Origin of the sequence: Paenibacillus sp. FSL K6-2524 (genome assembly GCF_038005525.1) — a bacterium.
Classification (GTDB): domain Bacteria; phylum Bacillota; class Bacilli; order Paenibacillales; family Paenibacillaceae; genus Fontibacillus; species Fontibacillus anaericanus.
Map to the genome: position 1 here is coordinate 4,593,992 of NZ_JBBOSP010000001.1, position 13,953 is coordinate 4,607,944.

Here is a 13,953-nt window from a genome sequence, read left to right on the forward strand (position 1 = left end):
GGATCAGGATGAAGGTAACTTTCATCGGGACAGGATCTATGGGTAGTTTACTAATTGGAGCCTTCCTGCGTTCCGGTGCTTTACAACCGCACAACATCTATGCCACCAATCGTTCATCACATAAAGCAGAACTGTTAGCCAAACGGCATCCAGGACTTCATATCACGCATAGCAACGTTGAAGCAGCGCGAGGGAGCCATATTATATTCCTATGTGTGAAACCACTCGATTTCCCAAGCGTCATTTCAGAAATCCGTGACGTATTAACTGAAGATCAAATCGTCATCTCTATCACAAGCCCTGTCCTCATCCAAATGCTTGAGAATCTTATCCCATCGAAAGTTGCTAAAATCATACCTAGCATCACGAATTCAGTACATAGTGGAGCTTCACTCTGCATCTACGGCAAGCGAATCCAACCAGAGAACCGAATCCTACTGGAACAACTCATGTCTTCTGTGGGAACTCCTCTTGCCCTTAGAGAGACGGAAACACGGATCGCCTCGGACATTGCAAGCTGTGGTCCTGCCTTCATCTCATACATCCTACAGCAATGGATAGATTCTGCCACAGAGCTCACGGGCATCTCAAGAAGAGAAGCCACCATCCTGGGAGCAGAAATGCTTGTAGGTACCGGCAAATTGCTAACAGAAGGTGGCTTCACACTCGAAGAGTTACAACAACGTGTTGCTGTCCCTGGTGGAGTTACTGCCCAAGGATTAGCGATTCTAGAATCACGCCTACAGGGCGTGTTCCCCAGCTTGATTGAAGTCACTCATCGGAAATACGATGAGGACCTCAGTAAGCTAGAAATTTCGTTTAACAACATCGCTCAGAACACTCGAGGCTGATAAATTGTCACTAGCATTCGCAGCAAGTTTACCTTATGACTTAGCCAACCACGATATTGACGAGTTTACCAGGCACAGCTATAACTTTGCGAATTGTTTTTCCTTCTATAGCTTGCTTCACGCTAGCAAGATTCAAGCTATGGTCTTGCATTGCTGCTTGATCAAGGTCTTTGGAAATTTTGGTCCGGTCTACGATTTTACCATTGACCTGAACAACAATTTCAACTTCAGACTCAACCGTCCATGCTTCATCAAAGGTCGGCCATGGTTCGTAAGTGATACTTTCGTTGTGACCAAGCCGTTCCCATAATTCTTCGGCGATATGAGGCGCAAGTGGAGCTAACATTTGCACAAAGTTCTCAGCCGCTTTTTTAGGAATTGTGTCTGTTTTGTAAGCTTCATTAACGAAGATCATCAATTGGCTTATCGCTGTATTGAAACGAAGTGCTTCCAAATCTTCCGTCACTTTCTTGATACTCTTGTGCCAAGTACGTTTAAAGTCATCACTGCCTTGGTCATCTGAAATTTTTGCATTCAGAGTTCCATCTTCTGTGATAAATAAGCGCCATACTCGAGCCAAGAAACGATGTACACCTTCTACGCCGTTAACATTCCATGGTTTGGTTGCTTCCAATGGACCCATGAACATTTCATATACGCGTAGAGTATCTGCGCCTTGAGCATTAACGATCTCATCAGGATTAATAACATTCCCGCGGGATTTACTCATTTTTTCATTGTTATCTCCGAGGATCATTCCTTGATTGACAAGCTTATGGAATGGCTCTTTCGTCGATACAACACCTAGATCGTACAGTACTTTATGCCAGAAGCGGGCATACAACAAGTGAAGAACCGCATGTTCAGCACCGCCGATATAGAGATCCACAGGCAACCATTGCTCTTGCTTCTCTGGAGAGCAAAGTTCCTTATCGTTATGAGGATCGATATACCGTAAATAGTACCAGCAGCTTCCCGCCCATTGCGGCATCGTATTCGTCTCGCGGCGGGCCGGCATGCCGGTCTCTGGATCGGTTGTATTCACCCACTCAGATACGTTAGCAAGTGGAGATTCGCCTGTACCGGATGGTTTGATCTGATCCACATCTGGTAAGAGCAGCGGTAACTGATCTTCAGGAACTGGCTTCATCGTACCGTCTTCTAAATGCAGAATTGGAATAGGCTCACCCCAATAACGTTGGCGGCTGAACAACCAATCACGAAGACGATACGTGATTTTGCCACGGCCTTTACCGTTCTCTTCCAACCAAGTAATCATCACTTTCTTCGCTTCATCATTGCGAAGTCCATTAAGGAAATCGGAGTTAACATGTGGGCCATCGCCAGCATAAGGTTCATTAGCAAGATCTCCACCAGATACAACCTCAATAATATCCAATTGGAACTGTTTCGCGAATTCGTAGTCACGCTCGTCATGTCCTGGAACCGCCATGATCGCACCAGTACCATAACCAGCCAATACGTAATCTGCGATCCAGATCGGTAGTTTTGCACCATTCACAGGATTAATCGCGTACGCACCAGTGAATACACCTGTCTTATCCTTAGCTAGATCCGTCCGTTCCAGATCACTCTTACGACTCGCCTGCTCTTGATATGCCTTAATAGCATCCCGCTGAGCATCCGTCATAATCTTAGCAACTAGGTCATGTTCCGGTGCAAGCACCGCGTAGCTGGCGCCAAATAGTGTATCTGGACGAGTTGTAAAGACAGTTAAATTCTCATCATGTCCTTCAATCTCGAACACAACTTCTGCACCTTCGGATTTGCCAATCCAGTTACGTTGCATGTCCTTGATGCTCTCTGTCCAATCCAGCTCTTCTAGATCTTCCAACAATCTCTCTGCATAATCCGTTATCTTCAGTATCCATTGACGCATTGGCTTACGGACAACTGGATGTCCACCACGCTCACTCTTGCCATCGATAACTTCCTCGTTCGCCAGTACCGTTCCAAGTGCGGGACACCAGTTAACAGGTACTTCAGCCACATAAGCAAGACCCTTATTAAAGAGCTGAATGAAAATCCATTGGGTCCATTTATAATACTCTGGATCCGTCGTACTGATCTCTCGATCCCAATCGTAAGAAAATCCGAGCGATTTAATCTGACGTCGGAAATTGTCAATGTTCTTAACTGTAAAGTGGCGAGGATGCTCACCCGTATCAAGAGCATGTTGCTCTGCTGGCAAACCAAATGCATCCCAACCCATTGGATGAAGTACATTGTAGCCACGCATCCGTTTGTAACGGGAAATGATGTCTGTTGCCGTGTAACCTTCAGGATGGCCTACATGTAACCCTGCTCCTGAGGGATAAGGGAACATATCTAACGCATAAAACTTTGGTTTCCCTGATTCTTCCCGAGTCTTAAATGTTTCATGTTTGTCCCAATATGCCTGCCATTTCGGTTCAATGGACTGTGCATTGTAAAAGTCGCGAGATACTGTTGTGTCACTCATGTTAAATCCTCCTTCAAATGTAAAAAAAACCTCTCAATCCATAGCGAATCATCGCTAGGGACGAGAGGTATATTCCCGTGGTACCACCCTAGTTAGTGTCGGACATGCTTTGTCCTCCACTCACTTTGCACCCTTAACGCGGGTGAGAACGATGATGTTACACATGAATCGAAAATATTAAGGAAAATAAATTCCTTATTCCCAAACATGCTTGCATCATAAGCTCCAAGGTGAGTTCATTTATGCTGCCCAACGGCTTTCACCAATCGCCGTCTCTCTGGGTGGACATCACGAAACTACTACTCCTTGTCATCGCAAATTATTTCGATTTATTCACCCACCATTATATCTAAAATAGTCGAAAAGTCAATACACCCTAGTCGAAACCCGTTCTTACTCTAACCTGTTGCACCGGATCTACCTAGATTTATATTCTTATTTAATCTTCTCTCGGAGTACCATTGAATCATTGCAGCAACCGTAACACAGTCTAGTATAATAATCATGGGCATGACTGTGAAATTATATCTCGTTTCTGGTACAAACAACAAACGCAGCGTGGACATAGCTACCACGATCGTAACTAGTAGAAATCCTGGACTTTTCCATAGGCGAATCCCTCGAACGAAACTTAATGGGAACAACCCGATCAATCCCCAATGAAGAATGTTCTGCGGAAGAATTGGAATGACCGTATAAAAAGGAGTATGACCGCTTCCCGAAAACATTTTCCCATATATGTAAGCTAATTTCCCCACCGTATACCATGTAACATATTTCAAAGTATGCTCTGTAAAACCAACGCGTATCCGTTCCTTGGCAACTTCCATCTGAGTTTTACCCTTCGTCTCAACCATTCTGTCAGCATAATTCTTATAAGGGTACGTTCCAGCAGCAAAAGGATTCACTTGAGTTGAGGCAATAATCACCTTGTTCAAAGTAATCATATTTCGGATAACCCATGGGGATAGAATAATAGCTGTGCCCACTACTGAAATGAGTAATAACTTCAGGATCTTCATAAAGTTCCTCTGCCACAAATATCCCACGCCATGGCTCACCAGTAGGATCGGTAGAAATTCAGATCGAACAAGCACAGTTAGTCCCAGTAAAGCACCGCTTAATAGCGCAAAAGACATCTTTTTCTGCTCCAAAGAAATCAATTGAACATAGATATACAACGTTAAGAAAAAAGTACATAAAACCTCAGTAAGAACGGCTCCATTACTCCATATGAATGATGGATATACAGCACCAATAGCGGCAGCGCCCAGCCCAACTCCAGCCCCTCCCAGCCTTCTGGCTAGGCGGTAGATTAGATATAAAGTGAACATACTAAGAAACACTTGAATCAACCGAATCATATAAAACGGATCATGTTTGGTGTAATCCACCATTTTATAAACGATAGCCATGAATGCTGGATATCCTGGTGTTACTTTTGCATTCGGCTCAGTATCTTTGTACGCATACACACCATCCTCAATCCATTGTCTGACCATCACATCATATCCCTTAGAATCATGAGATAGATTATGCTCGACAGAATTAAGGAAGTCCATTCTCAGATAAACGGCTAGTATAAACACTAGCAATAAAGACATTAAGATAACCGGCCTAGTATCCCGAAATACAGTAACCATGATTCGTTTCATTACATTGGGCTTTCCCGTAATATCCATTGTCAATTGAACAACCTCCAAGAACGATTAGGTGTAATTGGTTATATTTACCTATAGTATATCGTAAGTTTCAACATATATCTCCAATTTTTATCACTAGAACAAAGAAGGCCGCCTAAGATTAGGCGACCTTCTTTGTTCTAAACTTTATATCATTCAATTCAAGAAACTTAAACTTCCAATATTGAAGGCATGATATGAGGCGTTCTGCCAACTTCCTTCGTGAAATGTCTCCGAAGCACTTTATAAGTGGTCCGAGTCCAGGCGGCGTGATCATACTCTTGCCGCTCTCCCAGTTTATTGAGATTCCGCTTCAACATCATTTCAGCACGTCTCAATAATGGGCGGGCATCTTGCATATATACAAAACCTCTAGTCACAATATCAGGGCCTGATAGAATTTGTTGCGTTGTTTTGTCCACAGTCATGACCACAATAACGATTCCCTCTTGGGCCAATTCTCCCCGTTCTTCTAGCAAAGCATCCTCAAAGGTTCTCATCTCACCATTGCTGATAAATACTTCTCCCGCTGGAATAGCTCTCCCACGTTTAGCGCGGTTACGATACACCGAAAGTGTATCACCAATATCCATTATGAATACGCGTTCTTCTGGGATCCCCGTCTGGATAGCCAAGTTTCGATGACTAAGTAGCATACGATATTCCCCATGAATAGGAATGAAATATTTAGGGCGTATAAAACTTAACATTAGCTTCAAATCTTCGCGACATCCGTGACCCGAGGTATGAATACCTACGCTATTTCCATAAATCACATTAGCTCCTGCCCGCATTAATAAATCGATACTTCGGTTAATATTCTGCGTATTTCCAGGAATCGGTGAAGAGGAGAAGATAACGGAATCACCTGGATATATTTGCACGGTTCTATGGGAACCTGAAGCAATTCGGCTGAGCGCCGCATTAGGCTCACCTTGACTACCAGTACATACGATTAGAATCTGCTGATCTTCAAAACGATCAATTTGTTTGATGTCGATCATCATCCCGTCAGGAATACGGATATAGCCAAGCTCCTGAGCGATTGTGAATACCTTTTCCATACTCCGTCCGAGAACGGCAATTTTTCGGTTACATAAGATCGCTGCCTCTACAACCTGTTGAAGTCTGTGAACGTTAGAGGCGAAAGTCGCAAATAGAATCCGTCCTTCACACTTCTGGAAAGAGTCTAAAATAGCATCTCCTACTTTTCGTTCCGAAGGCGTGAAACCCTCCTTCTCACTATTCGTACTATCTGCTAGTAAAGCCAAGACTCCTCCTCCGCCAACACTTGCCATCTTGGGTAGGTCGGCCAGTCTATCTTCAGGTGTGAAGTCAAATTTGAAGTCACCCGTATGAACGACAGATCCGTATGGAGTTTCCACAACTATACCGAATGCGTCGGGAATACTGTGGGTTGTCCGGAAAAAGTGCACGCTTAAATGTTGGAAAGTATACCGATCGTTCTCTTGGAAAACGTGAAGCTCAGTTTGCCCACGTAGACGATATTCTTCCAATTTCGCCTTCACCAAACCAATGGTAAGCGCACCACCATAGATCGGAATTTGCAGTTGACGAAGCAGGAATGGAATCGCACCAATGTGATCCTCATGTCCATGTGTTAGAAATAAGCCTTTAATTTTGTGACTATTATTAACCAAATAAGTTATATCCGGAATAATATAGTCTATCCCTGATAGACGAGAATCTGGGAACTTTAGCCCTGCATCAATGAGTATGATCTCATTCTTAAACTCGATACCGTACATGTTCTTACCGATTTCACCAATGCCGCCTAGTGAAAAAATTCGGACGGGTGGTGGGGATGATTTGGAGCGACGTGTTCTTACAGGTGTAGTAGCTATTTCATTCATTATGTGATTAATCCTCTCTGGCAAAATATAGATAGACCCCAATGGGTCGTAATTAATTCGATATGTTCTTAGTCTTCGTTCCGTAACTTATATGTTGTTAATTCACTCAATTACAATTCGTTCGCAAACTTACGCTATAGTTATGACCCTTTATTAATGGATCAATATAAACAATCTCATCCGCAGAACATCTCTTACATTCAATTATACTGAATTATATACACAATAACTATTTATTTTTAATTTAGGTCCCAATAAGCGCCAAATACAAGTCATAATCCACTGAAATAAGTGCAATAAACAAAAAAAAATGGCAAACCAACTGTAGTTGGTCCCCATTTATTTGTCATAATACCATAATTATTTCACGGCCACAAAAAACAATCTAGTAGCATCATCTGTTGCCGGGGTCCATTCGAAGTCAGCATAACAGCTCACCTCGCGGAATCCACATTTTAATAGCTCACTTTTGATCCACTGCGGATCATACGCTCGCTGAATATGTGTCTCTTCAAACCGCCGGTACATATCTACCCCGTTTTCCTCTTCGCGTGCAAATATCGTCAAATGATGCTCTATTTCATTCCTTGTATCGTCCCGTTCACAAGTCCAAATATAAGATACAGAACGCTCATCCCAAATAAAGGGCTGTTCCTCCTCATACCGGATCAACGTATTCGGATGATGTACATCGAATAGAAAAGTGCCATCTTGCTTCAGACCATCGTAGGTACGCGCAAATGTACGAACAACATCCTCTTCTTCAAGTAGGTAGTTTATACAATCACAGAATGAAATAACAGAATCAACAGGCTCTGTAGACTCCCATTCCGTCATATCCTGCTGTACCCAGCGGACGCTACCCTCACGGTATAAACGAGTTCCCTGCGTTGTACTATCCATTTTGCGGCGAGCAACCGACAGCATGTCTGCTGATATATCAATTCCCGTCACTTCAAAGCCAGAGTTCACAAGTGGGATCGTAATACTTCCCGTGCCACAACCAAGCTCCACAACGGTTTTCGGTACACCATGCCGTTCCCATGCCATCTGTGCAAAACGAACCCAATCCGGATAAGGCATATCCTCCATCAGTTCGTCGTATACATAGGCAAATTTACGATATGAAGCCATGCTGTCACATCACTTTCTGGAGCTTATTCTCCGCTTTCGCTCTCCTCATTCTCGGGTTTCACAAGATAGGTCCAGCTCTCCTTCTGCGTAACCTTACCTTCCTTCATCAGCTTACCGATCGCACGCTTGAACGCCGATTTACTAATGCCAAAACGCTGTTTGATCAGGTCAGGAGGTGTTACATCGGAGAAAGGCATTCCTCCACCAGGACGTTCTTCTAAATAGGCCAAGATCCGTTCAGAATCTTCATCTCGTCCAACTTCCTTACGAGGCATCATAGATAGATTTACTCGTCCGTCCTCACGGATGTGGGACACACGAACTTTAACCCGTTCACCCAGTCGTAACAAGCGGCTCCGTTCAGAGGAATGAATCATTCCGATGACACCAAACCCAAGGACACCACCATCTACGATAACGAAGGTCCCCATCTGTAATGGCTTGTACACCGTAGCTTCTAACCACTGATTATTCCAGGTCGTAGGAACATGGAACGTAAGCGGCGACAACTCATATTCTCCAGCTAATTTAGCCTTTAGACGTCCTTGTTTGTCATGGTCCATAATTACATAGACATGATCACCAATCTGCGGGTGGAGTTCAGGAAGTTCTGGAAGTTCCCGGATCGGCAATAAGAGTTGTCGACCTAGTCCCATTTCTAGAAAACACCCTAGTCGCGGATGGATATCAGCGACTTCTAGGAGAGCAAGCTCACCCAGTGTCAAATAAGGCTTCTTCATCGTAGCCCCAAGTCGACCTTCTGTATCGTGATACAAGAACACTTCAACAGTTTGACCTGGTTTCACTGGATGAGTAACCTCAGAATAATGGAGTAGAACATCCTGTGTTCCCCCACTTAAAAAATAGCCATAAGGTGATACTTCCCTGTCAATCGGCAGGGACACCATGGTTCCCGCGATTAGACTCATACGTTGTTCACAACTTTGGCGTCAGACCACAACCGTTCGATATTGTAGAACTCACGCTCATCACGATGGAATATATGCACAACAACATCTCCTAAATCCATCAGGACCCAACGTGCAGAATCCATTCCTTCGATCCCACGAATTACGGATCCAGATTCATGGACTCTCTTCCGGATTTCAGTGGCAATGGCTTGAACTTGTGTATCTGAATTCCCGTGACAAACAACGAAATAATCTGCGATCAATGAAATTCCTTGTAAATCGAGTGCTACGATGTTCATCGCTTTCTTATCTTCTGCTGATTGTATCGCTATATTTAACAATTGTTCTGGTGATACTGTCATTTAATCAACCTCCTAGGGATATCGCTCATAAAATTGTTGGAAAGAGCAAGGGCAGTCGGAATGATTCAGACTTACGATCGCTGTTGCCCTGTGATTATCTTGATTATATAACACCCTAGAGGGTTATAATCACATGGCAAAGGCGAACGCTTCGCTTCTTCAGTTCCGAATCACACCTCGTGCCCCTTACTTCACAAGATTAGAGCTTGTAAACAATAAACTTATTCTGCCCAAAATAACACTTGGGTAGAAACAAAAACATTAGCGGGAAAAGCTCCCGCTATTATAAACGATATGACTCTCACATCCTAATTAACTGGAAAAATTCCAGTTAATCCAGCAAAATTTCGCCATAATAGCTCGTTGTGCCAAATTTAGAGGGAGAATTTCCTGTTACTCATACCTATTACAGTTATGCGGTATATTACATGGAGAATTTCCTGCTACTCATAACTATAACAGCTATTCAGTAGATTACATGGATGATTCCCTGCTACTATATGGTATCGCTATCGCTTAAGACCTTGAATTAAGTCATTCCGAGCGAGTATTGTGAGTGGGAAGATGACTTTGCGCTTCTCGATCAAGAAGGAGATAGTAGAATCAAATCCAGCGATCAACGCCTCATCAAGACTGTGCTCAGCCAATTCGCGGATCTTATCTACACCTGGGAAGTCCCGCCCCGGTTCGATATAATCAGCCAAACAGACGATTTTGTCAAGTAAGGTCATACCAATTCGGCCCGAGGTATGGTAACGAATGGCATCCAATACTTCAGGGTCTTCCACCCCATAATCCCGCCGCGATACAAAAGCAGCAACTTCAGCATGTAGTAACTGTTTATCGTGCTGGAGTAAATCAGTATTAAGGTTGTTATCCCGCACAACGGCTACCTGTTCCTCGATGGGCCAATACTTGGCCAAATCATGTAACAATGCTGCCAAATCGCCCTTTTGTGGATCAGCACCGAACCTTTCACACAAAAGGACCGAGGTTTCCATAACGCCCTCAGTATGCTTCCAGCGTTTAGCAGGCATTCCACTTGATACGGCTGCGATTAGCTCATCCCGAGTGTATTCCATACAATCCGCTCCTCGTCATATATTCATACACCTGTTCAGGCACCATGTAACGTACTGACCTACCGGCAGCCAGGCGACTTCTGATTAAGCTTGACGAAATATCGACCAGCGGCATTTCCGCTAAAGATACTGATTCTTGGATGAAGGACGGTAACGTATCCAGCTCTAGGAAGCTTCCGGGTCGCTGTAAGCCGATAAACTTAAGCATTTGTGTCAGTTCCTCGATACCTTCCCATTTAGGGAGATAGTTTACCATATCCGCACCGATGATGAAATAGAGCTCCAGCTCAGGATGTAGTTTCCTGATTTCCCTTATCGTATCAATGGTGTAGGAGACCCCACCTAATCGCAATTCAATATCGATTGGTTTGAAAGCCGGATGGTTCTGGGTAGCTGCTCTCACCATCTCCAGCCTTTGCTCTCCGCTCACACCTGCTTGATGCTTATGTGGAGGTATATGAGAAGGCATGAACCATACCTCTTCTAGTCGATATTGTTCTAGGGCCGCTTCTGCAGCCAGCAGATGACCTAGGTGAATCGGATCGAAGGCGCCTCCAAGAATTCCGACTCTCTTCATATTCCGTCCTCCCACTTCAGCTTAAGGTAGCTCGATTTGTTTGTGATCGCGCGATTCCTTATAAAGAATGATCGTTTTGCCAATGAGTTGTACAAGCTCAGCATTTGCTCCAGCCGCTAATTCCTCAGCAATTTCTTGAGGGTTATCCATATTGTTGTTCAGAATCGAAATCTTTATCAATTCCCGCTTTTCGATGGCTTCCGAAATATGCCGGATGATTTGTTCATTCGTTCCTCCCTTGCCAACTTGAAATACAGGCTGAAGTCCGTGTGCCAAACTCCGCAAATAACGTTTTTGTTTTCCACTTAACATGTTCTTTCAAAACTCCTTAACTAGCAAAATAGAATTTCACATTCTTTATTATTTATGCAAACTATCCATAACTGCCTTACGCATGAAGTCGATCGGAGCGGAACATCCGGTCCAATACTCGAATGCATAGGCACCTTGATATAAGAACATACCTAGACCGTTATGGATTTGACAGCCTTTTAATTCAGCATGACGTAGTAATTCAGTCTTTAATGGATTGTAGATAAGATCACTGACAATAATTCCATTAGGTATTAGATCAGGATCTATCGGCATCTCCTCGATATTCGGGAACATGCCGACAGAAGTCGTATTGATTACAACATCAATACCTTGAATATATTCCTTAACGCGATCCATACTGCAACCAGCAATGTTACCAAGATGAGATAAATCGGTAGCCAGCTCTTTAGCTTTCTGTTCCGTGCGGTTTGCAACAACTACGCTTCTTGGCTTCTGCAGGAGCAACGCATAAATAATTCCGCGTGCTGCTCCACCAGATCCTAATACCAATACCGATTTCCCTGATAAATCAGGAACAACTTCCTCTTGTAGGGACCGGATATATCCGATTCCATCTGTATTGTATCCAATCAACCGACCCTCATCGTTCACGATTGTATTGACCGCGCCAATATATCGAGCCCCGTCATCCAAGTGATCCAAATATTTCATCACTTCTACTTTATGTGGAACAGTCACATTGACACCACGAAATCCAAGTGCCCTGATCCCTTTGATGGCCTCCTCCAGCTGATTGGCTTTCACATGTAGAGGCACATATTTACCATCTATTCCGCAGGCTGCAAGCGCAGCCCCATGCATCGCGGGAGACTTTGAATGAATAATGGGGTCACCCATTACACCCAGTAACAGCGGTAGTCCGCCTTGTCCCATTCCGTTTTCACCCATAGTTTCTCCCCCTAGCTCTCTTGGTAAACAGCGAATTACCCAAGTATTCTATATCAATGAAGGACGCACCATCACTTTTAGTCCTTTCGGAACGTGTACAGCTACAACAGCTCCGGTATCTCCATTGATCTTAATCCAACCGAGTCCAGAGATAAAAACATCAGATCGACTTCCTTTGGCAATCCGGAATTCATGACGTGTCCACTCAGGAAGTTTAGTCAAATTCTCTCTACTTGGCGGAGCCAGCATTTCCCCAGCATGAGTTGCAAATAGTTCATCTGCTCTCTCCAGCTTCGTGCGATGAAACGGAATTCGTCCGCTGACGAAACAAGTGAAGGATTGACGATCACCTTTAATGAAATCGAAACGACCAAATCCACCAAAGAAGATGCTTTGTCCTTCATTCAATTGATATACTACGGGTTTAAGTGGTTTGTCCGGCATAATGATACTCAAATCCTCTGGACTAACCAGCTCACTGTAACGCGAAGCATACATAATCCCTGGTGTGTCAATGATGGACCCACCGTCATCAAGCGGAATATGCACCATATCCAACGTTGTACCAGGATAACGAGAAACCGTAAGCTCTTGATCTAGGTCACTATAATCGTGAATGAGTCGGTTAATTAGCGTCGATTTGCCGACATTCGTTGCACCAACCACATACACATCACGATTATCGCGATGGGTTGCCACAGCATCCAGAAGCCGATCGAAGCCACTGCTCTGTTTCGCACTGCAAAGGATGATATCCTCTACTTTTAGGCCTAGTTCCTTCACTTCTTTTTGTACCCAGTTCGTAACCTTGTTCCAATTCGTCACCTTAGGCAACAGATCGGTCTTATTGACAGCTAACAACACGGGATTATTGCCCACGAACCGCTTTAGTCCAGAAATGACACTTCCTTGAAGGTCAAAAATATCGACAATATGAATGACGAGCGCTTGACGTTCACCTATCTGGCTTAGTAGTCGCAAAAATTCATCCTGCTCCACTGTTACTGAAGAGGACTCATTATAATTCTTGATACGAAAGCATCGTTGACATATAACGGGGTCCTTCTCCAACGCTTGTACAGGGGTATATCCTGGTTTGTCTTGCTGCTCGCTCTGCAATTGGATGCCACAGCCACTACAGCTTAGAGCGCCCTTTGCGCTCTGTTCTTCTGTCATTTGTTCTTTTCCTCCTCCAGCCATTTTCCATGCTTACCGAGTCTCCGTTTCACAATTCGCTCCAACTGACGGTTTATACGAGTTCCCCATCCTTCTTCGCCGATCGAAATCGGAAGCACCAGTACAGTAAATAATCCGAGACGATTGCCTCCATATACGTCAGTCATCATTTGATCGCCAACTACAATCGTTTCGTCGGAACTCAAACCCATCAATCCCATCGCTCTGCGAAAAGGTGAACTTGATGGTTTTCTTGCGGAATGCACGAATTCGATATTTAAAGGGTTGGAAAATATCGATACCCTATCCATATTATTGTTTGACACAATGACAAGTTTAAACCCAGATTCCTTCACCTTTTGTAACCATTCCAAAAGTTCAGGTGTGGCCAATGGGGCTTTAGCTCCAACCAGGGTATTATCCAAATCCGTAATGATGCCCCGATAACCCTTGGCATAAAGATCATCCAAGTCAATATCGAACACGCTATCCACGCGTAACTTTGGCATAAATCTCTCAAACAAATACGTTCACCTCGGTTTCATACGACAAACTATACCATAATCTATCCCCAACTTCCTCTTATTTTATAAAAGAA

13 protein-coding genes and 1 other annotated feature are annotated in these 13,953 nt (G+C 43.9%); of the genes, 1 reads left to right on the top strand and 12 read right to left on the bottom strand.

What is annotated here, in order from left to right; all coding sequences use genetic code 11:
- The first annotated feature begins 8 nt into the window (after positions 1-8).
- The gene (gene comER / locus NST85_RS21485) at positions 9-851 is read left to right on the top strand and encodes a late competence protein ComER (RefSeq protein ID WP_341190332.1); all 843 of its coding nucleotides are present in this window, start codon (positions 9-11) and stop codon (positions 849-851) included.
- A 40-nt stretch (positions 852-891) separates the two neighbouring features.
- Here the strand turns inward: comER and leuS are convergent, their stop codons facing one another.
- The 12 genes from leuS to NST85_RS21545 form a co-directional block, all read right to left on the bottom strand.
- Entirely contained in the window at positions 892-3,333 is a 2,442-nt protein-coding gene (gene leuS, locus NST85_RS21490; protein WP_127192248.1) for a leucine--tRNA ligase, read from the bottom strand.
- A 53-nt stretch (positions 3,334-3,386) separates the two neighbouring features.
- Positions 3,387-3,655: a binding site (T-box leader), on the bottom strand.
- A 76-nt stretch (positions 3,656-3,731) separates the two neighbouring features.
- Complete coding sequence (locus NST85_RS21495) at positions 3,732-5,015, bottom strand: glycosyltransferase family 39 protein (RefSeq protein WP_246054062.1); 1,284 nt, start codon at positions 5,013-5,015, stop codon at positions 3,732-3,734.
- 170 nt (positions 5,016-5,185) lie between these two features.
- Entirely contained in the window at positions 5,186-6,889 is a 1,704-nt protein-coding gene (gene rnjA / locus NST85_RS21500; protein WP_341190333.1) for a ribonuclease J1, read from the bottom strand.
- Between the two features lie 360 nt (positions 6,890-7,249).
- Positions 7,250-8,023, bottom strand: a complete 774-nt coding sequence (locus NST85_RS21505; RefSeq protein ID WP_341190334.1) for a class I SAM-dependent DNA methyltransferase — start codon at positions 8,021-8,023, stop codon at positions 7,250-7,252.
- A 23-nt stretch (positions 8,024-8,046) separates the two neighbouring features.
- Positions 8,047-8,952 (bottom strand): CvfB family protein, encoded by a 906-nt coding sequence (locus NST85_RS21510; protein ID WP_127192244.1) that lies wholly within the window; start codon positions 8,950-8,952, stop codon positions 8,047-8,049.
- Positions 8,949-9,296: a ribosome silencing factor gene (gene rsfS / locus NST85_RS21515; RefSeq protein ID WP_127192243.1), complete on the bottom strand. Its 348-nt coding sequence runs from the start codon at positions 9,294-9,296 to the stop codon at positions 8,949-8,951. The genes NST85_RS21510 and rsfS overlap by 4 nt, the downstream gene beginning before the upstream one ends.
- A 509-nt stretch (positions 9,297-9,805) precedes the next feature.
- Positions 9,806-10,378, bottom strand: coding sequence for a bis(5'-nucleosyl)-tetraphosphatase (symmetrical) YqeK (gene yqeK, locus NST85_RS21520; RefSeq protein WP_341190335.1), 573 nt, complete (start codon positions 10,376-10,378; stop codon positions 9,806-9,808).
- On the bottom strand, positions 10,359-10,955 hold the full coding sequence (locus NST85_RS21525; protein ID WP_127192241.1) for a nicotinate-nucleotide adenylyltransferase: 597 nt from the start codon (positions 10,953-10,955) through the stop codon (positions 10,359-10,361). The genes yqeK and NST85_RS21525 overlap by 20 nt, the downstream gene beginning before the upstream one ends.
- Positions 10,956-10,976: 21 nt before the next feature.
- The gene (gene yhbY / locus NST85_RS21530; protein ID WP_127192240.1) at positions 10,977-11,267 is read right to left on the bottom strand and encodes a ribosome assembly RNA-binding protein YhbY; all 291 of its coding nucleotides are present in this window, start codon (positions 11,265-11,267) and stop codon (positions 10,977-10,979) included.
- A gap of 48 nt (positions 11,268-11,315) precedes the next feature.
- Complete coding sequence (gene aroE, locus NST85_RS21535; RefSeq protein WP_341190336.1) at positions 11,316-12,179, bottom strand: shikimate dehydrogenase; 864 nt, start codon at positions 12,177-12,179, stop codon at positions 11,316-11,318.
- 48 nt (positions 12,180-12,227) lie between these two features.
- Positions 12,228-13,355: a ribosome biogenesis GTPase YqeH gene (yqeH, locus tag NST85_RS21540; RefSeq protein ID WP_341190337.1), complete on the bottom strand. Its 1,128-nt coding sequence runs from the start codon at positions 13,353-13,355 to the stop codon at positions 12,228-12,230.
- Positions 13,352-13,879, bottom strand: coding sequence for a YqeG family HAD IIIA-type phosphatase (locus NST85_RS21545; RefSeq protein ID WP_341190338.1), 528 nt, complete (start codon positions 13,877-13,879; stop codon positions 13,352-13,354). The genes yqeH and NST85_RS21545 overlap by 4 nt, the downstream gene beginning before the upstream one ends.
- Between the last annotated feature and the right edge of the window lie 74 nt (positions 13,880-13,953).